This window comes from Candidatus Thermoplasmatota archaeon, assembly GCA_035540375.1.
GTDB lineage: Archaea > Thermoplasmatota > SW-10-69-26 > JACQPN01 > JAJPHT01 > DATLGO01.
This window is the reverse complement of sequence record DATLGO010000013.1, coordinates 1-25,058: the sequence shown is the minus strand read 5'-3', so window position 1 is coordinate 25,058 and position 25,058 is coordinate 1. Positions and strand designations below refer to the sequence as shown.

Here is a 25,058-nt window from a genome sequence, read left to right as displayed (position 1 = left end):
CTCACGATGCGCTCGAGCTTGCCGTCCACGTAGAGGGCGCGGATGCGGCGGTCGCCGCGGACCTCGATGACCTCGTGGCGGCGGGGCGTCACGCTTCGAGGACGCCCAGGGGCCTCAAATAGGTTGTCGGGACGCCAACGCGGCGAGGTGCCCTTTCAAGGCTTCCAGGGCGAGCGCCCGGTCCGCCGGGTACGTCGCCACCTTCGCGCGCACGAGGATGGCGTCCTCGTCCGAGGCGACGACGAGGCGGCCGAGGTAGGCGTCCTGTTTCGCGAGGCGCAGGTGGAACACGCCGTCCTCGTCCATCCGGCGGTCGCACTCCTCCGCGAGCCGCGCCGCGAGGCCCGCCTCCGCGAGGCGTTCGAGGAGCCGTCGCGCGGCGCCCGACTTGAGGCTGAGTTCGAGCGCGAGGATGACGTTCTTGTGGTGCCCCTCGAGCGCCTCCTCCTCGGGCGCTTCGTCCACGCCCGCCGCGAACGCGAGCGCCTGCTTCACGCGCGCGCGGTCCTCCGTCGCGTGGGCGAAGGCGCGGACGGTCATCCAGTGGAACTTGGGCGCGGGGGCCACGCGCCTGCGATGGCGTCGCGGGAGAAAAGGCTAGCCGAGCCGGAATGACAGACAAAAAGCCTGATCGCCTCCCGCGCTTCGCGCGGGAGGCGGTCGGACGCCGCGCACATGCGCGGCCGTCCCTTCCGGCGACCGACGTCCCACATTCAGGCGGGGGGCCGGAGCCCTCGCGCCGAAGGCGCGAGGGCGGAGCGCCCCCCTTGAACGTCGGGCGCCGCTACTGCCGCTTGTTGTCGTTCGCGCGGATCGACGGGCGGTTCTTCTCGGTGCCGATGCCCTTCTTGTGGAGGCCGCGGCCCTTGCGACCGGCGCTCGTCTTGCCGCGGTAGACGCGGTTCGTGTTGCCGGGGTGCGCGATCCAGCTGATCTTCGGATCGTTCTTGATCACCGGGTGCACGGGGTCCACGAGGATGACCTCGTAGAACTTGTGCTTGCCGTCCTGGCCGACCCAGTAGGAGTTCAGGACCTCGAGGTTCGGGAAGCGCTTCTGGACGCGCTCCTCGCCGATGCGCTGGATGGACTTCGACGCCGAGATGCTCGCGACACCGAAACCGACGGCCTTGCGGCGGCGGCTCGGGCGCTCCTTGCGAAGACCGCCGCGGCGGACGCGCACGCGGGCCATGACGTAGCCCTGCTTGGCGCGGTAGCCGAGGCTGCGGGCGCGGTCGATGCGGGTCGGGCGCTCGATGCGGACCACGACGGACTCGCGGCGCCACGCCATGAGGCGCTGCTGGCGGATCTCGAGGTGGTCGGCGTCGTTGTACTTCTTCCAGGCGTCACGGACGTAGCCGTAGAAGCTCTTGGCCATGATGTTCACTTCCGCCGATCTTGTCGATTCACCGCGAAGCGGCACATCTCGAAAGGGCGCGGGGGTCCCGGTCGCGCTTCCATGGAAGCGTTCGCGGGCCGCGCGTCGGCATCCGCCCCACGCGCCCGCCCCTATATAACCTCTCGGACGCGGGGCGCGCGGTCAACCGTCCCCTGGGGGCCTGCGGGCGACGCGCCCGTCGGGGGTGACGACCACCCTGCCCTCCTCCCGGAGGGCCCGGAGGTGGTAGTGAAGGAGCTGACGCGAGCACGCGAGGGTCGCCGCGAGGTCGGGCCGCCGCATGGAGCCGCCTGCGGCGTCGAGCGCGCGCAGGATGTCGTCGCGCGTCCCGCGGCCGCTCGGCTCGGCTTTCGCGGGCGCGTCGCCGATCGCGTAGAAGCGACGCTTGTTCCCATCGCGGCGCGACGTGACGATGCCATGCCGCTCGAGCCGCGCGAGGTGGTGGATGAGCGCGCCCGTGCGGAGCCCGGCGCGCCGCTTGATCTCGTTGAAGTGGAGGCCCGGCTCGCCCGCGACGAGCGCGAAGAGGCGAGCGCGCTGCGGGTGGTCGAGGAGGCGCGCGGGCGGCGTGCGCGAGTAGAGCGCCGCGAGGAAGGCGGCCGTCTTCCAGCGACGGTCCGCGTCGCCGAGGGCGCGGTGGAGCCCGGCGCCGAGAAGGGCGACGGCGAGGATCGCGAGGATCGGCGGGGCGGGGGCGGGCGGCGCCGCGGTGAACGGACGCGCCTGCGTCGCGAGATGGCTCGCGTCGGCCGCGTCGAGGTCGACGGGATCGGAGACGGCGAGGGCGACGCGCGCGGCGGCGCGGTCGGAGCGCACGACCGCCTCCCCCTCGACGGCCTCCCGGGCGGGTTCGACGTGGAGCCACGCGGCGGCTTCCCCGCCCGCGGGGACCGTGAGGATCTCGGGATCGAGGCGCGCGCTCCACCCCGGCGGCGCCTCCACGATGAGCGAAACGCCCGCCGGTGACGCGCCGGGATTGCGCGCGACGACCCGCACCGCGCCCATGCCGCCCGCCGGGACGCGGACGATGGCCACGTCGATCTCGAGGAGCGGATCGCGCGGGGGCGGCGCGTCCCTCGCGCCATCGGGCGGCGTCGAGGCGGGCGGCGGGGTCGGGCGAGGTAGCTCCTCGCGGGCCGCTCCGTCGCCCTCGGCGCTCGCGCCTTCCGCGCCGTGGCCCTCCGGCGCGCGCGGGCCGTCGACCACGAGGTCCGCGAGCGCGGTCGCGTTCGCGAGGCGTCCGTCGTCCGAGAGGCCCCGCGCCGCGAGCGAGATCCGGTAAGATCCGCTCGCGTCGTCCGGCACGCTCACCCAGAGGACGATCGTGTCGCGCCCCCCTTCGCCGAGGGCGAGCGACGCCGGCCGCGGATCGATGATCCATCCGGTCGGCCCGCGCGCGGATGCCGTCACGGTCAGCGGCGCCGCGCCTGCGTTCTCGATCGCGAACGGAATCGCGACGCGGGCGCCCGGGTCGGCGTTCCTCACGGCGCGCGGGCCCTCGAGGCGAAGGGCGAGCGCGGGCGGCTCGGGGGGCTCTGGCGCCCGAGGAAGCGCGATGAGGTCGAACAACGCCGTGTCGTTGCCCGGGAACGGCGCGCCTTCGGCGCTGACCCGGAGCGTGGCGTTCCCGCCCGTCGCGTTTTCAGCGCGCTCGACGACGAGCGTCACGTTCGCGAAACCTCCGGGGGCGAGCGCGAAGGATCGCGGAGCGGCCTCGGCCCGCCATTCGACCGGGTTCGAGAGGAGGAGCTCGAGGTTCACGGTCTCCTCGAAAGGATACTCGTTGCGGACCTCGACGACGAAGGCGGCGCGGCCTCCGGGCTCGAGCGCGACGCCGTCCGCGTTGCTCGCGAGCCGGATCGCGCCCGCGGGCGTCGGGCCCACGGCGGAGGCGAGGGGCGCAAGCAGGAGGAGGGCGGCGAGCAGAGCCACGTGCGGCGGGGGTCGGAGCACGGCTGTCACGGCGGTCCCTGTCGGGGGAGGTCTTCAACTCATTTGTACGATCTTGACGCGCGTCGGTCCATGACCCGCGCATGGCCGGGGGTGGGGGGAGTCCGACCTCCCGCCTGAGGCGACGCCGCGCGCGGCCGCATCAATCGTCTGGAACGACTTTGACAACGTATCCGGCAAACAACCGTCGCCATTATTGCTTGCTACGTCGTCGTCGCCCCGCATGCCGAACGTCGAGCCAACCCGCGCAGGGGGCGCGCCGCCGTGAACGGTCTTTTCCTCTACGTCGGCGACCGCGTGCGCGACGTCTCGAGCGTCCACGCCGAAGCCTTCCGCCTCACGCCGTCCATCCTGCAGGCCTCGTGGGCGGGCTCGCGCGCGCTCGTCTCCGTCTTCCACCACGAAGAAGGGCTGAACGCGGGCGCCGCCGTTCACGCTGCGCGCGACGAGGTGCGGTTCATCCAGGGGTACTTCGCCGACCACATCGGCCGCGTCGACCGGGCCTCGGACCCGCTCTTCGACCGCGTCCTCGGACCCGGGACGCCGCCGCACGGATCGTTCAACGCGGGGCGTCTCGACCTCAGGGCCCGGACGATCGAGATCCGGAGCGACGCGGTCGGGACGCTTCCGCTCTACGTGTATCGGGGCTCGCGGGAGCTGTTCGTCTCCACCCGTGTCGACGCGATCGCGAGCGCGGCCCTCGAACCCCTCACCCCGAATGCGCGCGCGGCGCTGGACATCCTGACGGTGGGGTGCGCGCTCGCGGGCGAGACGCGCTACGAGGAGGTCACGCTCCTGCCTCACGCGCTCGACGCCGTCGTCGACGTCGATTCCGCCCGGGTCGAAGTTTCCTCGACCTGGTCCCCGGCATGCGGCGCCGCTTCCGAGTCGGGCCTCGGCGAACGCGCCGACGTCATCCACCGCGTCCTGGGAGCGGCGGTCGCGCACGGCGCGCTCGCGCCGCCCGAGCGCGTCTTCCTCGGCCTGAGCGGCGGCATGGATTCGCGGACGGTGTACGCCCTCGCGCCTCCCGGCCTGCGCGTCTACACGATGGGCTTCGGGGGATCGCCCGAGCGCCGCTTCGCCGCAAAGGTCCTCGCCGCCGCGCCGAAGGCGTCGCGATCGGACGCCCTCGAGATCACGCCCGATCTCGTCGCGCGCGGCTTCGACGACGGGATGCGGCAGATGGACGGTCACGGGACGACGCGCATCGGATACGCGCCCGTCCTCTTCGCGCGCTTCCGCGCGGAGGGGGCGCGGGCCATGTACGACACGCTCCCGGCCGACGCGACGCTCGGGGGAAGCTACATCTCGAAACCCTACGGGCGGCCCTCGACGTTCCTCCGGGATCTCGCCACGGGCGCGCGCGAGACGCCCTTCGGCCCCGGCTCGAACGCCCGGCTCGCCGCGCGCGTCGCCGAAGCGATCCTGTACGAGACCCCCGCCGAGGTCCGCTCGCGGCTCGGCGACGTCGTCGACCGACATGCCCGGGCGCGCGGGAAGCGTCTCGTCGACCTTGCGCTCCGAGTCGCGCCGCGACCGGTCTACGAGGAGAATCTCTCGGACGTGCTGAACCTCTTCGTCGGCGCGTGGCGCGGGGCCCTGCGAAGCGCCGCGAACGTCAACCGGGCCTACGTCGATACGAGCTTTCCTTTCCTCGATCGCGCGGTCGTCGACGCCTGCCTCGCGACGAGGCCATCGCAACGGAGCTGGCGTCGCGTGTATCGCGCCCTGTATCGTCGGCACCTGCCCGCGTTCGCGCGCATTCCCGCCACGAGCACGGGCCACGCCCGGCCGAGCGCCTCGACGGCGCGCATCGTCGCGCGCACCTACGCGGAGGCCGCCCTGCGGCGCTTCGGAGCCTGGCCCGCGCGGCGCAGTTACGTGGACTACGCGGGGTGGTTCGAACGCGAGACCCGTTTCAGGGAAGCCGTATCGGGAGGCGACGGCGCCTGGAGCACCTGGAGCGCGGCCCTGCGCCAGGCGACGCTGAACCGGTGGGCCTTCGAGCCGAAGCATCTCGAGTCGGTGACACCGTGAAAATCACCTTCCTCGGCCACGCCGGATTCCTCGTGGAGACCCGCCGCGCCGTCCTCGCGATCGATCCGTGGCTTTCGCCGGGGGGCGCGTTCGACGGGGCCTGGTTCCAATTCCCCCGCAATCATCATCTCGCGCCCGTCGTGGCCGAAGCCCTCGAGGATTCCGGGCGGGAAAGGGTCCTGTACCTCAGCCACGAGCACAAGGATCACTTCGACGAGCCTTTCCTCAGGAGCCTTCCGGTGCGCGATCTCACGCTGCTGCTGCCGAGGTTCCGGCGAAACGCGCTCGTGGAATCCCTCGAGGACCTGGGCGCGCGCGAGCTGATCGTTGCGGGCGATCGCGAGCGCGCGACGATCGGCGACCTCGAGATGAGGCTCTTCATCGAGGACAGCGAGCTCAGCAGGGATTCCGCCCTTCTCGTCCGCGCGCCCGGGGGAACCTTCCTGGACCTCAACGACTGCAAGATCTTCGACGCCCTGCCCGGGATCGCCCGCGAGGAAGGCGCGATCGACGCCTTCGCCTGCCAGTTCTCGGGGGCCACGTGGCATCCGACATGCTACGAATATCCTCCCGAGCGCTACAGAGCCATCTCGCGGAGCAAGAACCGGTCCAAGTTCGAGACCGTGGCGCGCGCGCTTGAATCCCTGAAGCCGCGCGTCTACATTCCCTCCGCCGGGCCGGCCTGTTTCCTCGATCCCGACCTTTTCCACCTCAATTTCGAGGAGGATTCGCCCTTCCCCAGATCCGATGCGCTGCGGGCCTACCTCGAGGACCGGCTTCCCTCGTCGATCGCGGCCTGGCGGGAGATGATGCCGGGCGACGTGCTCGACGTCGAGACCGCGTCCGTGGAACCCCTGGGGTCGGAAAGGGTCGACGCATTGAACGTGCGGGCCTATCTCGAACGCTACGCGGAGGATTATCGCCCGTGGTGGGCCCTGCGACGGCGCATCACGGAGGCCGGGGCGCGGGAGGTCCTCGAGGCGCTGAGGTCCGAGCTCGCCCTGAAGCTGGAGACGTTCGAGCTTGCGGCGCGCGTCCCCGTTCCGCTCATCTTCGGGCTCTCCGATCATCCGGCCGAGGTCGTGCGGGTGGACTTCGCCCGCGGAAGCGTCGACGTCACGGATGCGCGGCTCCCGCCCGAGCACTATCGCATCTCGGCGCCCTCGCGGGAGGTGGCCCGGGTCCTCGCGGGCAGGATCACCTGGGAGGATTTCTCCCTCACCTTCCGCATGAGGCTCGGCCGCGCGCCGGACGTGTACCATACCTTGCTGCAGGGCTTCCTCATCCTCGAGCGCGAGGACCTCGCCCATTTCTGCGCCCGCGTCCTCGACCTCGAGTCGAAGAAGGAGCGGCTCGTGGTCGAAGGCGGAGGCCGCCGCTACGTCGTCGACCGCTATTGCCCCCACAGCGGGGCCGACCTGTCGACCGCGTGGATCGAGGAGGGACGGTTCCTCACGTGTCCCCGCCACCGATGGCAGTTCGACCTCCAATCGGGCGGCGGCTGCCTCACGAACAAGACGAGCATCCGCGCCTGCGCGCTCGACGACGACTGATCACGCCGCGGCGCCGAGCATGCGCTCGAGGTCCGCGCGCAGCGGCTTGACGTCGAGCCCGTCGCCGAGGTCGAGGTCGCGCGCGAGGTCCTCGCACTTCGGCGCGGAGCCGCGCTTGAAGAGGTCCTTGAGGAGCCGACCCGCGCCGGGGTCGTGCCACCAGCGGTCGCCGAACTTCTCCTTCAGGCTCGCGCGGAGCATCGCCTCGAAGAGCCAAGCTCGGAGGTAGGCGGTGCCGTAGAGGCCGTCCGTCTCGAGGTAGTCGATGTCGCGCGCCTTGTAGAGGAGCGCGCTCGTCATCGAGCGCACGTACTTCTCCTTCGCGCCCTCGAGGCCGCGGCGCTTCGCGAGCCAGTGGTCGTAGGCGAGCGCCCCCGAGTAGTAGCGGAGCGAGCGCAGCTCGAACGTGCCGATGTGGTCGAGGAGCTCGGGCACCTTGTCCTTCGGCACGCGGGCGTTCTCCTCGAGCCAGGCGGGGTCGCGAAGGAGGTTCTCGAACAGGAACGCGTACGTCTCGGTGACGCCGTACTCTCCCATCGTGCGGTCCTCGTACGGAAGGCTCGCGTCCGTGTACGCGAAGTGCACGGCGTGGCCGGACTCGTGCATGAGGCTCCGCCAGTCGTCGAAGCCGCCCATGGGGTAGGTCACGAGGCGGATGTCGCTCGGCACGCGGACCGGATAGAGGAACGCGCGCGTCTGCTTGCCGGGACGCGCCTCGAGGTCGAGCGTCACGTTGGGCAGGGTGTCGAGGTTGAGGCCGAGCGCCTTGTGCGTGCGGAAGCACGCCTTCACGAGCTCGTCGCGCGGGAACCAGCCGTCGAAGTGCGGCGCGCGGCGGATCGGGGCGAAATCGTGGCCTTCGGCTTCGGCAAGCGGGATGCCGAACGCCTTCCGGAGGCGGTCGTCGAAGGCGTCGCGGTAGAGCGACTTCGTCGTGCGGAGGAGATCCCTCGTGACCGTCTCGAGTTCCTTGAGGCTGAAGCCCTTGACGCTCTCGAACTGCTTCGCCTCGCTCGGCTGGCCCAGGTCGTCGCGGACGTACGCCTCCGTCTCGTGGATGAGGCGCTCGCGACGCGGGATGAGCTCTTTCACGCGCACCGCGTCCTCGGCGGCGCGCCACGCGCGGCGGCGCTCGCGGTCCGGCTCGTTCAGGACCAGCGCCGGATAGTCGCGGTACGGCTTCGTCGCGCCGTTCGCGGTGATGGTCGCGCTGGATTCGATGTTCGAGAGCTCGTCGCTCGCCTTCTGGAAGCGCTCCCCGACGACGGTCCCGAGGAGGTCGTATTCGAGGTAGCGGAGAAGCCGCGCGTCCTCGCCGCGGCCTTCGCGCTCGGCGCGCTTGCGCTCCGCCGTCACGTCCGTGAGCGCCTTCTCGGTCGCGAGCCCGGCGTGCTCGGCGAACACGGGTCCCGTGTCGAGCTGCTTGAGCTCCCCGACGAGGTTCCGGTAATAGAGATCCGCCAGGCTGCAGCCCAGCTCTTCGAGCCCCCGCCGGGTGCGGGTGAGGTCCGTCCGCGCCGCGCTCATCGGGGGGCCGATGGGGGGTTAGGCTTCTTACGCCTTTCGAGAAGGGGTACCTTGGGGTCCGGGGCGTTCAGCGGTGCACTCCGTGACACGCGTTGGACTCCTCCCCCGGCGCCATGGGGCTGCCGCCCCCTGGACCCCCGTCCGGACCCGCGTTCGATTGTCGAACCCACGTGACTTTACGCGCGCCCTTCGCGTGCGGCGCGGGGGTCCCCTCGCGGCTGCCTCTCGCAACGGCCTGACGTGTGACCGAGCGCGAATACCCGCTGCGGACCCGGACCCGGACCCGGTCCCGGTCCCGACGCCCGGACCCGGTCCCGACGCCCGGACCCGGTCCCGACGCCCGGTTCCCGGCACCCGGTCCCGTGTCCCGGCCCCGGTTCCCGACGCCCGGTCCCGGCACCCGGCTCCCGGTTCCCGACGCCCGGTCCCGGCACCCGGCTCCCGGTTCCCGGCGCCCGGTCCCGACGCCCGGTTCCCGGCGCCCGGTCGCGGTTCCCGGCCCGGAAGGATGGGGATGTCAGGGGCGCGGCCGCTGAGGCCGCGAAAGGAGGTGTAAAAGGCAGCAGCCCATCCGTCCCGGGTGTTGCTGGAGAGAGCCCGCGTGGAGAGCGCGGGGCTCGGTGTGGTGTTGCCGTGTCGGGGACGGATGGGCCGTGTGTGCAAGCCTTGTGTGGCCTTGGGGGCTTTAAATGGAGTTTCGTGAACGCCTGTCTGCATTGCGGGACCCTTCAGGGTCCGGGGCGCGGGCGGGCGGCCTCGGCCGAGGGCTGCGCCGCCCCCGTCGCGAGCCACGCGCGCCCGTCGGCCTCGCCGCGCGCGAGGGCGCGGGCGACGGCGTCGGGGTCGCGCGTGAAGCGCGAGAGGCCGAGGGGGGTCGCGGGGCGCACGATTGAGACCGCGACGCCCGCGGGCGGGCGCTCGGCGAGCGCCACGGCGCGGGCGTGGTTCTCGTGGTGGCGGGCGACGAACGGCGCGAGGGCGGGATAGCGGCGCGCGATCAGCTTGACGGCGAAGCGCGGCTCGGGCTTGCGCGACCCCGCCGGCCGGTTGAGGACGCACACGACGCGGTCGTGCCTGTCCGCGATCGCGCGCGCGATCGGGATCGGGTCCGTGACGCCGCCGTCCACCCAGCGGCGGCCGTCGATCTCGACGGCAGGCCCGGAGGCGAGCGGCATGCGGCCGGTGGCACGCAGCCACGCGAGGACGGGGCCCGCGCGCAGGTCGACGTAGCGCGTCTCCCCCGTCTCGGCGTCGGTCGCGGTCACGACGACGGGGTGCGGGGCCTTCGCGAGGGCGGCGATGTCGAGCGGATGCTCGCGGGCGTACACGATGTCGAAGAGAGCGTCGTGGTCGAGGAGCGGGCCGCGCCCGAGAAGCCACCGCCGGTAGGAGAGGATGCGCCGGTCCGCGACGTAGCGCCAGCTCGCGGCCGCGAAGCGCGCCTGGCCCGCGCTCCACCATGCGGCGAGGGCGCCCCCGGCGCTCGTGCCGTACACGGCGTCGAACGCGAGTCCGGCGTCCTCGAAGGCCGCGAGGACGCCGTTCGCGTAGGCGGCGCGCATGCTGCCCCCCTCGATCACAAGCGCCCGGGTCACGGGGGGCGATCGGCCGGCTTCCGCATAAGGCGCGCGGAAAGCCTGATGCGGGAAGCGCGCGTCGGGGATCGCGTGACCGTTCCCCAGGTCCGTCCGCGCGACGTCGCCGACCGCCGCGCCCGAGGCGAGGCGTTCGTCCTCCTCGACGTGCGCGAGCCGTTCGAGCTCGAGCTCGCCCGCGTCGGGGGCACGCTCGACATTCCCATGAATACGATTCCCGAGCGCCTGGCGGAGATCCCGAAGGACCGCGACGTCGTGGTCATGTGCCACCACGGGGGCCGGAGCGGCGTCGTCGCCGCGTGGCTCGCGAAGCAGGGCTACCGCGCCTCGAACCTCGCGGGCGGCATCGCCGCGTGGGCGCGCGACGTGGACCCTGACGTGGGAAGCTACTGAAAGGACGGGAAAAGAGGTGGGGGTCGCGGCGGCCTCGCCGCCGCGACCTTGATCGTTCTACCGCGGAAGCGGCTTCGGGTGCTCGAGGCCGAGCGTCGAGAGGACGCCCTTGTCCGCGAACAGGCTCAGACCCGAGTCCATGATCGCGACGCCGATCTCCATGTCGCGGCTCTGGAAGTCCGTCTGGAAGGGCTGCGCCGTGCAGCCGTTCCTCGGGGTGCATCCGTCCGTGAAGGCCACGTAGAAGCGGCCATCCTGGTCGCGCGTCATGTCCATGAAGTCGAGCAGGTTGCGGCACCGCTTCGGTCCGCCGCCGCCCCCGTTCAGCCACACGCAGCCGACCTGGATGGGGTCCTCCTCGGGCGACACCATCTGCGTCACGAACGTCGGGTTCTCCGCGTCCGCGTCGTAGCTCGTCGTCACGTAGAGGTGCCAGTTCGTGCCGGGCCAGACGGTGCCCGGGTGCGAGGGGATCTCGGGGTCCTGCGGGTCGCGGCTCGCGAGGTAGGCCATCGCGATGCGGCCGTTGTCGCCGCTCGTGATGACGGTGAACACGCTCTTCACGTGGTCCTGCGGGCTGATCCGGAAGACGTCGCACGTCTGGAACTTGTCCTTGGTGCGGAGCAGGTGGATGTGCTCGTCGTCGCGGAAGAGCATGTACGCGGTGCCGTCGGGCGTGACCGTGATGTCGGGGTCGATCTCGGTCTGCGAGTAGCCCGGGGCGCAGCGGCGCGTGCTCCACGTGAAGCCGTTGTCCTCGGTGACCGCGACTTCGACCTCGCGCTTGCAGTTGCCGAAGCTCCCGCCCGGCACGACGACCGTGCCGTCGGGGAACGCCGCGGGGTGACCGTTGATCGATCCGCATCGCGACTCGGCGAGCACCAAGCGGGACCACGTGAACGTGAGGCCGCCGTCGAAGCTGACGTCGCACCAGGTGCCTTCCTTGAGGATCGCGTTGTAGCAGAGGTAGAACACCGTCGGATAGACGGGCGCGGGGATCGGCAGCGCCTTCGGCCCGTGCTTCGCCGTCATGATCTTCTGGTGGTCGAACGTGTAGGGCACGGGGGCCGTGCAGGCGAAGGGCCGCTCGGTCCACGTGTCGCCATCGTTGTCGCTCCACGCGAGGTATTGGCAGGCGACGGCCGGGTGCATGTGGCTCACGAACACGCGGTCCGTGATCGGGTCGACCCAGAGCATGGGATCCGCGGTGTCCCAGCGGTCCTCGGTGACCGGGACGCGGGGCGTCGTGAACTCGTGGACGATCTGCCACGTCTTGCCGTGGTCGCGCGAGCGGCGGACCTCGTCGAACGTGGTGACGAACACGCTGTTCTTCTTCGTGACGCCGATGTTGGGCTCGGCGCCGCCGCCGTTCACGAGCTGCTCGACCGCGCGCGGGAGCACGCTCGGATCCGAGAGGGCCGCGGGGGCGACCGTCTCGTTCGCCGTCGCGTTCAGGATGACGTGCGGACGGAACGTGAGCTGGAATTCGTTCTCCGTCGCCTCGACCTGGGTCGAAAGCTGCGAGAGCGGCAGGGGTTCGTTGGTCAGGCAGCCGCTCAGCACGGCCACGCTCACGAGCGCGCCGACGAGCGCGAGGCTCATCTTAGATGTCAAGGTCGGGCACCTCCTCCTTTTCGATCTGCTTGCGACGTTTCATGCGGGACGCGCCGGCCGAGACGCCGACGACGACCACGAAGGCGAGCGCGAAGACGGCGATCACGGGCCACGCCGCGGTCAGGGACTCCCAGGCCCGCGTGCCCGCGCCCGCCGTCGAGGCCGCCTGGAGCGTCTCGAACGTGGCGGTGCCCGGCGACGCGCCGAGCACGAGCGGGGGCTCGATGCCTTCGTCGACCGAGGGGAAGCCCCAGTCGAGCGTGCCGTTCGTCCCCTTGAGGCGGAGGATCTGCGGCGTCGTCGTCTCGGTGATCCCGTAATACTCGAAGACGCCGTCGCCGGACGGGTACGAGTAGCGGGAGACGGACCAGACCGTGAAGTGGAAGTTCACGAGCAGGTCTTCCGCCGTCGCGTTCGCCGAGGCGAGTCCGTGGAATCGCAGGTTCGGGAACGCGCCCGCCGAGCTCGACGACTGGATGGCGAGGAGGCGGCGCGACCAGAGGCTCTGCGCCGTCTGCGCGTCGTACACCGTCATCCAGAGGTCGTTCATGTCCCCGCTCACGATCACGAGGTCCTCCTTGCCGTCGCCCGTGACGTCGTCGACGCGCGCGGGCACCGCGAAGGCGCCCACGTTCTCGACCACGTTCATGGACTGGCCGGTCCGGCCGCTCACGACGTGCTGGCGGTGGATGATCGTCTGGTCGCCGAGGAAGAGCGGGTCGTCGACGATGATGTCGGCGACGCCGTCCCCATCGAAGTCCGGAAGGCCGTTCTTCCGGAGGACGTCGAGGTAGTGGATGGCGTCCGTCGGGGCCTCGAACGAGAACACGCGCCAGATCATCGTGCCGTCCGCGCCGCTGTAGAGCGTGTACGGGAGCTTCTGGGGCGTGTAGTAGTCCTCGCCGAAGAACGCCGTCGTCCGGCGCTCGACCGCGTACCAGTCGAGCAGCAGGAAGTCGTTCCCGCCGTCGCCGTTCGCGTCGCCGAGCACGACGACCTCGAGCTGGCGGGGGCTCGTGAGGTTCCAGATGGGCGAGCCGTCCTTGCCGCTCACGCCCGAGTAGACGTGGCGGTAGTCCCACTCGAAGAAGTGCTCGTGCATGACGAAGTCGCCCACCCCGTCGCCGTCGAGGTCGCCCGTCGGCGTCGTCTCGACGCCGTAGGCGAAGTGCGGGATGTCCTTCTGCACGTAGCGGTCGAACGCGACCTCGCCGGTCGCGCCGTCGAGGAGCACGAGACGCGCGTCGAGAAGGTGGGGACCGTTCACGTTCAGGTTGGGGTACTGCGCCCACTCGTAGACCTTGTAGAGGAGGTCCGGCTTGCCGTCGCCCGTGAGGTCGTAGCAGCACACGTGGGGACGCCAGTAGTTCTCCGTCACCGCGCCCGGGATGCCCCAGTAGGTCGGCGAGACGGGGTCGCGCTCGAGCACGATCGGATACACGTTCCGCTCGGTGCTCGGCTTGAACGTCTCGCGCCGCCAGACGGTCTGTCCCGTCTCGATGTCGAGGCTCGCAGCCCACTCGTCAGGCAGGTAGTACGTGAAGACGACCGGCGCGCCGCTCCAGCCCGGCGGGGTGAGGAGGGTGGTCATTCCGGCGGCCGTCCAGCCGACGCCCTGGAGGAGCAGCCCGGCGGAGAGGTTCGCCGCGCGGCCGTGCTCGAACTTCGCGGCCGTGGGGTCCTGGATCATCACGTTGATGAGGACGTTGCGCGCGACCTCGGGCGTCGCGAGGACGGCCGGGACGTACTGCCCCTGTTCGCGGAAGCGCCAGATGTCCTTGCCCGTCGCGGCGTCCACGACGTACACGTCGTGGTAGATGACCGCCGCGATGATGCCGCGGATGACCATCTGGTAGACGACGATGCCCGTCGTGTTCGCGAGCGGGATCGTGCCCATCACGAACGCCTGGCCGAGGCCCGGCGACGGGACGCGCACGTCGAGGCTGCGGTTCCAGATGTGGCCGCCCGTCACGCCGTTGATGCCGAACAGCATGTGCGGGGGGCCCGACGGGTTGCCGCGCACATAGGACTGATAGAGGGTGTCGGGGATGCGGCCATAGCGGTAGGTGGGGCAGGCGTCGCGGTCGATGCAGTACTCGTCGAGGACGAGGTCGGTGCCGCCGTCGCCGTCGATGTCGCCGACCTCGTAGGTGTACGAGAGCGTGACGTTCTCCTCGAACTTGTCCTCCTTGTTCGGACCCTGCGAGAGCCCGGATTCGGACATGTAGGCGGAGACGAGCGAGAGGTGCGCTTCGGGCGTCCAGTCCTCGCCGAGCGCCTGGAGGCCGCGGACGAAGCGGCCGTAGGCGCCGCCTTCGGGTCCGTTCTTCGACGTCGGGGGTCCGCGCGGGAGCGCGTCGCCCAGGTTCGTGAAGACGGGGGCCGTCGCGTCTCCATTCGTCGCGGCGTCCACGACATCGCGGGAGGACGGGGCGCCGCCGGCCGCGGGCGCGGCCGCGCGCGGGCCGGGCGCGTCGGCGAGCGCGGCGAGCGCGTCGCCGGTCGCGCCGAGGTTCAGGGCCGCCGAGACGGGCGTCACCGGGAGGGCGACGAGGAGCAGCACCATCGCGACGGGGAAGAGCCGCGATCCGCGTCGGCGCAGCACGACGACCGTCGCGACGCCGAGGAGGGTTCCGAGGATCCCCGCGACGATGAAGGGCGCCCACGCCACGAGGGCGTGGTTGTCATCGTGGTCCTTGCCGTGCGGCTCGAAGATCGACGACGTCGCGGGGTTGCCGCGAAGTCCCGGCTTGTGCCAGACGAGGTCGCCCGCCTCTCCGAGATATCCGAAGAGGGCGACGACCTCGGTCGAGCGGTCGAACGAGTACAGCTGCGAGTTCACGCTGAACAGCGTGCGGTTCGCGCTGTCCTCGGAGCAGCCGGCGCCGAGGCCGATGAAGTCGATGTTGCTCGTCGCCGCGCGCGGCGCCGGGTCGTTGAAGACGGGCTGCCGCCAGACCTGCTCGCCCGTCTTCGGATCGAAGCGGGTGAGATCGAGGCGGCGGGAGTGCCCGCTCACGATGGTCACGTACTCGTCGGCGCCCGCGCACCGCACGACGCGGCCGTCGGGACCCCAGGCCTTGAGGACCGAGACGACCGAGCCGTCCGCGCCGCTGCGGACCTCGTACGAGTGGTTCGAGAGCGCGAGGAGCACCTGGTTGGTGCCCGTCGGAGCCGAGTACTGCGAGGGCGTGATGATCTCCTTGACGCCGTCGCCGTCCCAGTCGAAGGGCGCGAGCGTCGAGAGGTACTGCTTCGCGGCGAGCTGCGCGGTCAGGTACGAGTTCTGCGCGAAGCGCTTCTCGAAGCTCCACGCGGTCGACCCGTCGCGCACATCGACGGCGCCGACGCGGACGAACTTGGGCGGGAATCGGCTTCCCGGCGGAACGGGGGTCGGGAGGTCGATCGTGCCGAAGCCCATGAGCGGCACCGTCGCGTTCGGGCCCGTGAGGGTGGACATGAAGCCCCATCCCTGGAACCGGACGTCCCACAGCTTCGTGCCGTTCTGGCCCGCGAGGGGAACGAAGTGCGTGCGGAACGCGCCGTTCACGGTCGTTCCGAAGTTCTCCTCGACCGCGAGGTACTGCGCCACGACGTCGGCCTTGCCGTCCGCCGTCGCGTCGTCCGTGATCGTCGCGTGCGTCCACACGAGCTGCTCGAAGTTCTCCTCGACGGGCGGGTTCGCGCGCGGGAGGCGGGGATCGATGATGACCGTGGCCCAGAGCGATTCGCCCTTGGCCTCGACCTCGCCCTTGAGGGCGTGCACGCTCATGCCGCGGGCATACCGGTAGACGGGCGCGCCCGTCATGGGGTTGCGCGCCTCGGAGCTGCGCGGATTCGTGATCGTGAGCGAGTCGAGGACGATCTCGGGCTCGCCGTCGCCCGCGATGTCGCCGACGCCGGTGATCCACGTGATGTTGGTCGTGTTCGCGCTCCGCTCCCAACCGAGGTCGCGCTGCCAGAGCTTCGCCCCGTTCATGCCGTCGTGGAGCATGACGTGGTCGCTCGTGCGGATGTCCATGTAGTAGAAGCGGTACGGCAGGATGGGGCTGCGCGTCCAGCCGAGACGGTCGTAGACGAAGAAGAACGACACGTCGGTCGTCTTCAGCAGGACCTTCGGCCCGGACTGCGTGACGTAGGCGGTGAAGCCCGTCGGGAAGTTCCGGATCGTGAGGTCGGTGACGTAACCGTAGGGATCGTTGACCTGGGTGATGTCGCCCTCGATCACCTGCTTCCAGATGTCGGACCCGTCGACGCCGCTCACGACGCGCATTGTGGTGTAGATCGGGCGCGTGTAGGCGACGAAGGGCACCGAGATGGCGCGTCCCGCGGCGAAGTCGACGACCGCGAAGTCGCACACGCCGTCGCCGTTCGCGTCGTTGACGGCGCCCATGCTCGGCGACGTGCGGGGAAGCGGCTCTCCCTTGCGGTCGTACGAGACGCCTGTGAAGAAGCTCGCGATGCTCAGCGTCGTCCAGTAGAGGCCGTCGCTGATCCAGAGCGTCTTCCCGTCGGCGCCCGACGTCGCCCGAACGAACGTCTCGGCCGACGAGGTGAAGGCGGGGTTCGAGAGGCGGAGGTCCGTCGCGATGACGTCGTCGACGCCGTCGCCGTTCAGGTCGCACGTCGCCTTCGCGTCGCGGAAGATGTTCGACGGCGGGAGAGGCTGGTTCGCGCGGGCCGCGAGGGGCGCGGCGCCGAGCTCGCCCTGCTCGTAGAGCTGGAGCAGGAAGGCGCGCTCGAGCGCGCCCTCCTCGTTCAGGTTCTCGGGCAGGCGGTAGATGGCCTCGGCGCCGAGCATCGCGGGGGCCTCGTCGTCGTCGAAGAGGCGCGCGAGATTCACGGCGTCGGGCTTGAGCACGGCGCCCGTGCCCGTCGTCGCCGAAGCGAGGGGGATAAGCAGCATGCTCGCCGCGAGGGCGAGCGCGAGCAGCCGGAACGTCCGGCCGCGCGAAACCCAGATCCCCACTTCAGCCACCCCGGACGTTCGTCCGGACGCTCGTGGGCGACGACGCCGTCGCATCCGAGAGCCGGCCGGTGAGCTTCTTCTTCACGTCGCCGTGCGCGTCCAGCATGAACCCGAGCACCTCCGCGAGCGTGTCGCAGTAGATGACCTCGATGCGGTTCAGGATGTAGTCGTCCACGAGGAGCGACTCGCGGATCGAGGCGGGCACGATGACCTTCTTGTAGCCGAGGTTCGCGGCGGCCTCGATGCGCTGGAGCGTCGCGCGCACGGGGCGCAGCATGCCGCTCACGGCGACCTCGCCGATGGCCGCGTACTCCTGCTTGACGGGGATCGCCTCGAGCGCGCTGATCGCGGCGACGCCGGCGGCGATGCCGATGCCTTCCGCGGTCGCTTCCTTGTGGGAGAAGCTCGCGTCCACGTGGATATCGTGGCCCGCGATGTCCTCGCCCTTGAGGATCTTGAGCACCGCGCCGACGTTCTCGACCGTCGAGCCGTGGACGGCCTTGAGGCCGGGGCCGACGACGATGGCGCCGCTGTGGCGCGAGAGCGCGGGCACGACGGCGGCTTCGACGGGCACCACGAGGCCGGCGGGCTCGCCGACTTCGCCGGTACCGACGATGGAAACGCCGTTCGCGACGCCGACGATCTCGCCGATCGTCTCGTGGCGCATGTCGGTCGCGAGGTTGTTCTCGATCTCCTTCTCCATCATCTGCTGCTCGAGCGAGCGCGAGGACCACTTCGCCTCGCGGACGTGCTCGAGCGTCACGACGTCGGAGCCCGCCGAGCGAGCGTAGTCGCCGGACGTGCGGACGAGACCGCCGAGCTCACGAAGACGGAGGGTGAGCTTGCCCGTCCGGCCGCTCCGGCGCTGGGCCTCGCGGATGATCTCCGCGACGGCGCGGGCCTCGAAGTGCGGGATCTTGCCGTCGCGCACGACTTCCTGCGCGACGAACTGGACGAGCTTGCGGCGGTTCTCCGCCGTGTCGTCCATGAGGCTGTTCACGTAGACCTCGTAACCGTAGCCGCGGATACGGCTGCGGAGAGCGGGGTGCATGCCGACGCCCACCACGGGGTCGGGCTCCTGCACCGCGTCGAGGTTGCCGGCCGCGACGAGGATGAAGTCGCACGGCACGGGCTCGGTGCGGATGAGCGCGCCCGACGAGGACTGCGACTGACCCGAGATCGAGTACTTGCGGTCCTGCATCGCGGTGAGCAGGGCCTGCTGCGACTGCAGGCGCAGCACGTTGATTTCGTCGATGAAGAGAACGCCCTTGTGCGCGCGGTGGATGGCGCCGTCCTCGACCCGGAGGTGCGAGGGGGTTTCGAGGCCGCCCGACTGGAACGGGTCGTGGCGGACGTCGCCGAGGAGCGCGCCGGCCTGCGAGCCGGTGCCGTCGACGTACGGGGCCTGCTTGGACTCGGCGCCGTTCTCGATGAGGAGTTTCGGCACGAGGAACTCCTTCTTCGGGCGGTTCTGCCCGGCGAAGTAGACGAAGATGAGCGCGAGGAGCGTCATGAACGCGAACACGAGGATGCTCTCGTTCATCACGACCCAGAAGTAGAGACCGAACGCGAGGAAGAAGCCCGCGAGCGTGTACTCGAAGATCCGCCAGTTGCGGATCGTCTTGTTCGCCTTCGTCTCGTACTTCTCGATGATCTTGCGCCCCTTGCCGCCGTCGATCTGGAGGACCTTCGGGTTGTTGGGGCTCTTCTTGTTGTGGTAGACGATGATGTCCTTCTGGACCTCGCTCGGGAGGATCTCCGCCATCGCCTTCGCGAGCATCGACTTGCCCGTACCGGGGTCGCCGATGAGGAGGATGTTGCGCTTCTGCTCCGCCGCCTTCTTGACGATGGCGACGGCCGTCTCCTGGCCGAGGACCTGGTCGATGAGCTTCGTCGGAACCTCGACGTCGGCGGTCGTCTTGATGCCCTCGCCCTGGATCCACACGTGGGGATCCGGGTGGACCTTCGTGGCGCTTGCGGCCGCGGGGGCCGTGGACTTCTCGGTGACGTTGCTCATAGGGTCGGGGCCTCCGTGGTGGTCTTCTTGCGGCTGGAAAGGAGTCTGAGGACGGCGGCGCCGGAGAGGAGACCGGCGCCGAGCGCGGCGTAGTTGGCGCCGGCGGTCGCGAGGGGGACGGGGGGAACGGGCGCGCCCGCGATGATGGGCGGCGGGATGAAGTTCTCCTCGATGACCTCGCCGAAGCGGACGTATCCGAAGTCGCCGAAGGCCACGAATTCGCGGTCCTGCTGCGTGTTCGGGTCGCGCCACACGACGATGCTGTCGTGCAGGTCGTCGAAGACGCCGGTCCCGACGCCCGTGAGGGTCGTCGAGAACTCGACGCGCCGGACCTGGCCGACGCCGAGGTCCGAGGAGCCCTGGAACGAGCCCTCCGCGCGGAAGGACGCGAAGATCTTCACGTAGGAGGGCTGCGCGGCCTGCGACTGCTCGGCCTGGCCGGGGTCGTGGCGCTCCATGTAGATCATGTGGATGTTGCCGCTCACGGGCGCGAACGCGACCGCGGTCACGCGGACGCCGATGACGCGTTCGAGGTTCTTGCTCGCGATCTTGTCCCCCACTTCGTCGGGCGACGACCAGCGCGCGCCCGATTCCCCGTAGGTGATCTTCACGACGGGGTTGTTCTTCGGACCGAGTTCGGAGCCGACGAGGATCATGAGGCCGGCGTCGCCGCGCTTCGCGAGGATCGCCTCGGCCGTGTCCATCGGCGTGGGGCTCACGTGCTTCGTGGTCCACGTCGTCGTGTCGATCGCGTGGATCTGGAAGGTCGGCGTCGTCGCGTTCGAGGCGTACTCGTAGCCCTCGTCGGGCAGACACCCGAGGTAGACGAGGTGGCCGTAGGCGAGCGGGTTCGTGATGGTCCGGCAGGGGCCGATGCGCTCGCTCTCGGGGATCGCTTCCCACATGGCGCCCGTCTCGGGCTCCGTGTAGACGACCTGGACGTAGGATTTCTTGCCCTCGAGGCCGACGTCGAGCGCCTTGCCCGCGGCCTCTTCGCGCCAGAGCGCGGCGACGACGTTCGTGCCGGGGACGAAGATCGCGTGGGCGCTGTCGATCTTGTTCGCGCCCTCGTTGCCCGAGGGGATGATCTTCGTGTTCGCGTAGTAGTCGATCTCGCGGTTCAGGCGGTGGGCCTTCCAGAGGGCGACCGCGTACTTGGGGTCGCTCGTCGCGCCGAAGCCGGCGGAGTCGCGGTACGAGTAGGCGCTCGCGATGTAGAGACGGCCCGTCCCGTCGAGGACGGCGGCGTTGTCCTCGCCGAAGATGTCGCGGCGGTCCTTCACCATCGCGTCCGGCGGGTGGTAGGGGTTGTCGAACCAGAGCGCCCCGCCATCCGTCGTCCGGAACGTCGTGTGAGGCTGGTGCACGATGTGGTGACGGCTGCGCTCGGTGGGGGGCTCGTTCAGCGGGTGGAGCCCGCGACCGCCGTGGAGCGCGTTGAACCCGATGAGGTTCGCGTCCTTCGGGTCGATGAGAAGGATGGGCTGGGAGATGATGTCCTCCACGTCGAGGACGTAGAGCGGGCAGCCCTGGACGCCCGCGGGCGTGTCCTCGAGCGAGGGGCACCGGAACCGGAGGCCGTAGGGGGCTTGACCCGTCGAGGCCTCGCCGGCGGGGTTCGTCGCGGGGGCGGCGCCGCTCAGACCGACACGGTCGCGGAGGGGTCCGGGAAGGTCGAGGTCGGGCGCGGCGGGGGCGAGCGCGACGGAGCTGGGGGCGGCGGCGATGAGCAGCACGCCGAGGACAGCCAAAATCCGCCAGGATTCGTGGGGCAATCTCATGCAGAGCCTCGCGTTCGAGTCCGCAAAGCCCACTTTAGCCTTTGTGGTAAACACGATGAATGCCCCCAGCGGGGACCCCGGAGGGAGCGGGCCTCCTCAGACGGTCGCGAGGCGGCCGACGACGTCGCAGTCGTGAACGGCGGTGACGGTGGGGCCGCCCGCGTCGACGTGGCTGACGTACGCGGCGTCGATGCACGCCGTGAAGCCTCCGTACGCCGTCCCTTCCGGGAAGAGGACGGCGAGCGTCGTGAGGTAGAGGCCGCGGGTCGTGGGGTCGCCGGTCGCCGACATCGTGATCGGCGTCGCGCCCGTGTAATGGCTGGACGGGGCGTTGAGGCAGGTGGCGACCTGGACGCTGAGCGGGCAGAGGTAGACGCCGCGGGGTCCCCAGTCCTCGACCGGCGCGAGGCGGATCGTGAGCCGGGGGGCCGTCTTGCCCGCGGCGTCCACGGCGTCGGCGCCGAAGTACTCGCCGCCGGGGCGGTCGTACCGGTCGCCGCGGGGGCGGCTCCCGTGCTCGTAGGCGTCCGGCGTCGTGGCGACGCCGACGAAGCCGTCGCCGTTGATGTCCATCCAAACGCCGATCCTCGCTTCGAATCCGAGAAGCCCCGGTGCCATCGCCTGGCCACCGTCGGCGTCGCGGCCGCGCAGCGGGCCCGGGCCGAACGGGATCGCGGACCCCTTGGTGTGGCGCTCGACGTAGAGGCTGTCGTGGTGGCCCGGGAGCAGGTCGAGCCATGGCGTGTAGCGCGCGAGGTGATCCCCGTGGCGGCCCGAGGACGAAGAGCCCTCGCCCGGACGGGTCTCCTGCGGATACGGCGCCCAGACGAGCCCCTCGACGGGGCCCGCAACGGGCGCAAGCGGCGTGTCGCCGAGCGGCACAGGGCCCGTGCGGCACGCGTTCGGGCAGTAGCTGAGCCCCGGACTCCCGACGGCGTTGATCGTGGGCGAGGCGAGGCCGTAGAGGGACGCGACGGGTCCCGGAGCCATCGCGGCGTAGACGTCGATGTCCACGAGGGAGGAGGCCGTGGGCGTGAAGGGGAGCCGCTCCCCGGGCGCGAGGATGGCGTCGGAGACGCTCAGGACCTCGTAGCGCTGGAGAAGCGAGCCGTCGACGAAGATGGGGCCGATCTCGATCGCCTTCAGTTCGCCCGGCGTCGCGACGCTCCCGCGCCAGACGACGCCCGCGACCTCGTAGTCGAAGTCCGGCACGCTCGCGTCCGGCCGCTCGAGGTCCGCGGGACTCGGGTGGCTCCCGGGTTCGACGTACGCGACGAGACTCGTCGTCGCCGCGCTCGCGACGGCCCACTCGTTGCCCGCGCCGCGCGCGAAGCCATGCGCGTCGTAGACGACGTCGATCACGAAGTCGCCGTCGAGGTCGACCCAGTCGCCGAACCACGCGCGGAACGCGGCGGGACCGGGGTGGATCACGTCGGGGCCGGACGGGAGGAACGTGCGCTGCACGCTCGTCGAACGGGGGTTCGCGCGCGTGAAGTCGCTCGAAGTCGCGGTGCCGGGATCGTCAAGCGACACGGCGCGCGGGTCGCTCACGCCGAGCGGCAGGGACGCGTAGCCGTCGAGGATGCGCACGCCGAGCGCCGGGGAAGGCGAGGACGTGGCGACCACGGGGCACCCGGCGGCCGCATGGCCGCCCGCGTGGGCCTCCGCGATGCAGGTGCGCTGCCCGCGGGCCGCGTTCTCGAGCGCGGTCGGCTCGTCGAGCTCGAACCGGAGGTCCTCGACCGCGGCGAGCGCGGTCGGGGCGACGAGAAGCAGGACGAGGACGATGGCGTGCGGGCGCATGGGCGGGCCTCCCGTCCGCGACTTGGCCGGGGGCCCGATAAGGGTTTGGTCATCCGGTCGCCGGTCATGAGCTACATGCGCGCCCACGTCCGAACGGCGGGTCATGTCGGACCTCGCTCGCGCCCTCCGGGCGGAAGCGCCCGGAAAGCCCGCACGTCCCGTGGTGCTCCTCACCGGCGCGACCGGATACGTGGGCGGTCAGCTGCTCCCCGCGCTCGAGGCCGTCGCGGACGTGCGATGCCTCGCGCGGCGGCCCGACGCGATGCGCGGTCGCGCGGGGGCCGGAACCGAGGTCGTCGCGGGAGACCTCCTCGACCCCGCGACCCTCCCGCGCGCGCTCGACGGCGTCGACGTCGCGTACTATCTCGTGCATTCGATGGGCGAGCGGGGCTCGTTTGTCGAGAAGGACCGAGAAGCCGCGCGGAACTTCGCCGCGGCCGCGCGCGACGCGGGCGTCCGGCGCATCGTGTATCTCGGCGGCCTCGGCCCCGACGACGCGAGCCTCTCGCCGCACCTCGCGAGCCGCCACGAGACGGGCGGCATCCTTCGTTCCTCCGGCGTGCCCGTCGTCGAGTTCCGCGCCTCGATCGTCCTCGGCGCGGGAAGCAAGAGCTTCGAGATGATGCGCGCGCTCGTCGAGCGTCTGCCGATCCTGGTCACGCCGCGCTGGGTCGCGACGCCCGCCCAGCCGATCGCGGTCCACGACGTGGTGCGCTACCTCGCGGGCGCGCTCGCGCTCGAACTCGACGAGAGCGTCGTGTTCGAGATCGGCGGCCGCGACCGGACGTCGTACGGCGGCCTCATGCGCGCCTACGCCCGGCGCCGCGGTCTCGCGCGCCTCATGGTGCCGGTCCCCGTCCTCACGCCGGGTCTTTCGAGCCTCTGGCTGGGCCTCGTGACGCCCTTCTACGCGCGCGCCGGCCGCGCGCTCATCGAGAGCGTGCGCCATGCGACGATCGCCCGCGACGACGCGCCGCGCCGGCTTTTCGACGTCGATCCCATGGGCCTCGACGCGTCGCTCGACCGCGCCCTCGCGGACGAGGACGCGGACTTCGAGACGCGGCGGTGGAGCGCGCGCCTTGGTCCCGACGCGGCCTTCGAAGGCCGGGAGAATTCCCGCCTCGTCGAGAGCCGCGCCGCGCGCGTCGCCGCGCCCCCCGAACGCGCGCTCGCGGCCGCCCGCGCGCGCTTCGAGGGCGAGCCCCTCGCGCGCTTCGCGCTCGCGTCCGCGGCGGCCGGCCTCGTGCGCCTCGCCGCGACGCGTCGACTCCCGGGCCGATTGCGGCTCCAGCTCGAGGCGACTCCCGCGGACGCGGGCTCGGCCCTGCGCGCGACGCTCGAGTTCGACGCGAAGGGGCTCCTCGGCATCGCGTTCTGGCACCTTCTCGCGCCCGCGAGGCGACGCGCCTTCGTCGCGGCGCTCGACGACGCCGCGCGGGGGGCCTCCGCATGAGCGTCTCGGCCTCCGCGCGCGATCATCGGCCGGCCCTGCGCCGCGACGCGATCGCCCTCGCCGCGAGCTTCGGCCTCGTCGTGCTCGTCGCGGGCCTCGGGAGCGGCGTCACGGGCACCGGGCCGGGCACGTGGTACGCGTCCCTCGAGAAGCCCGCGTGGACGCCGCCCGGCGCCTTCATCGGGATCGTCTGGACCTTCCTCTATGCGCTCATGGCCGTCGCGGCCTGGCTCGTGTGGCGCACCCGCGACCCTCGTCGCGCGCTCGCGCTCGGCCTCTACGGCGCCCAGCTCGCGCTCAACGCGGCGTGGTCATGGCTGTTCTTCGGCCTTGAACGGCCGTGGCTCGCCTTCGCGGACATCGCCCTTCTCGCCGCCCTCGTCCTCGCGACCCTCGTCGCCTTCGCGCGGGTCTCGCGCGTCGCGGCGGCCCTCCTTGCGCCCTACCTCGCGTGGGTTTTCGTCGCGGGCACGCTGAACCTGCTCATCGCGCTCGCGAATCCGTGACCTCGGCCGCGCCGCCGATCGCCTCGATGCGGTCCGCGAGGTTCGTCTTCCCGAGCGTCGATCCGGGATTCGCGGCGAGGATCATCTTCGCGAGAAGCGCGAGATGATCGAACACGCGCGGCCCGCGCTCGACATCCACGTGATCGTCGAGACGCACGAGGAGCCCGTCCTCGCGCCGGTCGATGCGCGTGAAGAACTTCGTCGGCTCCCCGTCGTCGATCACGATCGACTTGAGGAGCCAACCGCGCGTCGTCTCGGCGACCTCCGCGACCTTGTGGACCACGCGCCCCTCGCGCGCGATGGGCTGCGTTCCGAACGAAGGCGCTTCGCTCGCATCCTGGATCACCGCATGCGGCATGGTTTCACCTGTGAGATCGCGCGCCCCCCATCTGTGGGCGAGAGGGGCAGGGGCGCCGAAAGGACGGACGGAGTATTTGCAAGGGGAAAGGAGGGGGACCGGG

16 protein-coding genes are annotated in these 25,058 nt (G+C 71.0%); 5 read left to right on the top strand and 11 right to left on the bottom strand.

What is annotated here, in order from left to right:
• Positions 1 to 114: 114 nt before the first annotated feature.
• The 3 genes from VM889_01500 to VM889_01490 form a co-directional block, all read right to left on the bottom strand.
• Positions 115 to 567, bottom strand: coding sequence for an RNA-binding domain-containing protein (locus VM889_01500; GenBank protein HVL47211.1), 453 nt, complete (start codon positions 565 to 567; stop codon positions 115 to 117).
• A gap of 217 nt (positions 568 to 784) precedes the next feature.
• Positions 785 to 1,375: a 50S ribosomal protein L15e gene (locus VM889_01495; protein HVL47210.1), complete on the bottom strand. Its 591-nt coding sequence runs from the start codon at positions 1,373 to 1,375 to the stop codon at positions 785 to 787.
• 162 nt (positions 1,376 to 1,537) lie between these two features.
• Positions 1,538 to 3,358: a hypothetical protein gene (locus VM889_01490; protein ID HVL47209.1), complete on the bottom strand. Its 1,821-nt coding sequence runs from the start codon at positions 3,356 to 3,358 to the stop codon at positions 1,538 to 1,540.
• 252 nt (positions 3,359 to 3,610) lie between these two features.
• Between VM889_01490 and VM889_01485 the strand changes: the two genes are divergently transcribed.
• On the top strand, positions 3,611 to 5,386 hold the full coding sequence (locus VM889_01485) for an asparagine synthase-related protein (protein ID HVL47208.1): 1,776 nt from the start codon (positions 3,611 to 3,613) through the stop codon (positions 5,384 to 5,386).
• Positions 5,383 to 6,939 carry a Rieske 2Fe-2S domain-containing protein gene (locus VM889_01480; GenBank protein HVL47207.1) on the top strand — a complete coding sequence of 519 codons (1,557 nt, stop codon included), beginning with the start codon at positions 5,383 to 5,385 and terminating at the stop codon, positions 6,937 to 6,939. Before VM889_01485 ends, VM889_01480 begins: the two co-directional genes overlap by 4 nt.
• Here VM889_01480 and VM889_01475 read toward each other — a convergent pair whose 3' ends face one another.
• Together VM889_01475 and VM889_01470 are read right to left on the bottom strand one after the other, a co-directional pair.
• Entirely contained in the window at positions 6,940 to 8,466 is a 1,527-nt protein-coding gene (locus VM889_01475) for a hypothetical protein (protein HVL47206.1), read from the bottom strand. It abuts the gene before it with no gap.
• Between the two features lie 728 nt (positions 8,467 to 9,194).
• The gene (locus VM889_01470; protein HVL47205.1) at positions 9,195 to 10,061 is read right to left on the bottom strand and encodes a patatin family protein; all 867 of its coding nucleotides are present in this window, start codon (positions 10,059 to 10,061) and stop codon (positions 9,195 to 9,197) included.
• 72 nt (positions 10,062 to 10,133) lie between these two features.
• Here VM889_01470 and VM889_01465 point away from each other — a divergent pair, with 72 nt between their 5' ends.
• Positions 10,134 to 10,454 (top strand): rhodanese-like domain-containing protein, encoded by a 321-nt coding sequence (locus VM889_01465; protein HVL47204.1) that lies wholly within the window; start codon positions 10,134 to 10,136, stop codon positions 10,452 to 10,454.
• 57 nt (positions 10,455 to 10,511) lie between these two features.
• Here the strand turns inward: VM889_01465 and VM889_01460 are convergent, their stop codons facing one another.
• The 5 genes from VM889_01460 to VM889_01440 form a co-directional block, all read right to left on the bottom strand.
• Positions 10,512 to 12,068, bottom strand: coding sequence for a sialidase family protein (locus VM889_01460; GenBank protein HVL47203.1), 1,557 nt, complete (start codon positions 12,066 to 12,068; stop codon positions 10,512 to 10,514).
• A complete protein-coding gene (locus VM889_01455) occupies positions 12,058 to 17,046 on the bottom strand; it encodes a PQQ-binding-like beta-propeller repeat protein (protein ID HVL47202.1) in 4,989 nt (1,662 codons plus the stop codon). The genes VM889_01460 and VM889_01455 overlap by 11 nt, the downstream gene beginning before the upstream one ends.
• Complete coding sequence (gene lonB / locus VM889_01450) at positions 17,039 to 19,054, bottom strand: ATP-dependent protease LonB (GenBank protein ID HVL47201.1); 2,016 nt, start codon at positions 19,052 to 19,054, stop codon at positions 17,039 to 17,041. Before lonB ends, VM889_01455 begins: the two co-directional genes overlap by 8 nt.
• Positions 19,051 to 20,835, bottom strand: a complete 1,785-nt coding sequence (locus VM889_01445; GenBank protein ID HVL47200.1) for a hypothetical protein — start codon at positions 20,833 to 20,835, stop codon at positions 19,051 to 19,053. The genes lonB and VM889_01445 overlap by 4 nt, the downstream gene beginning before the upstream one ends.
• A gap of 96 nt (positions 20,836 to 20,931) precedes the next feature.
• Positions 20,932 to 22,638 (bottom strand): hypothetical protein, encoded by a 1,707-nt coding sequence (locus tag VM889_01440; GenBank protein HVL47199.1) that lies wholly within the window; start codon positions 22,636 to 22,638, stop codon positions 20,932 to 20,934.
• A 103-nt stretch (positions 22,639 to 22,741) separates the two neighbouring features.
• Between VM889_01440 and VM889_01435 the strand changes: the two genes are divergently transcribed.
• A complete protein-coding gene (locus VM889_01435) occupies positions 22,742 to 24,091 on the top strand; it encodes an NAD(P)H-binding protein (GenBank protein ID HVL47198.1) in 1,350 nt (449 codons plus the stop codon).
• Entirely contained in the window at positions 24,088 to 24,597 is a 510-nt protein-coding gene (locus VM889_01430; protein HVL47197.1) for a TspO/MBR family protein, read from the top strand. The genes VM889_01435 and VM889_01430 overlap by 4 nt, the downstream gene beginning before the upstream one ends.
• Here the strand turns inward: VM889_01430 and VM889_01425 are convergent.
• Positions 24,575 to 24,955 carry a hypothetical protein gene (locus VM889_01425; GenBank protein HVL47196.1) on the bottom strand — a complete coding sequence of 127 codons (381 nt, stop codon included), beginning with the start codon at positions 24,953 to 24,955 and terminating at the stop codon, positions 24,575 to 24,577. The two genes, VM889_01430 and VM889_01425, sit on opposite strands and share 23 nt — an antisense overlap.
• Between the last annotated feature and the right edge of the window lie 103 nt (positions 24,956 to 25,058).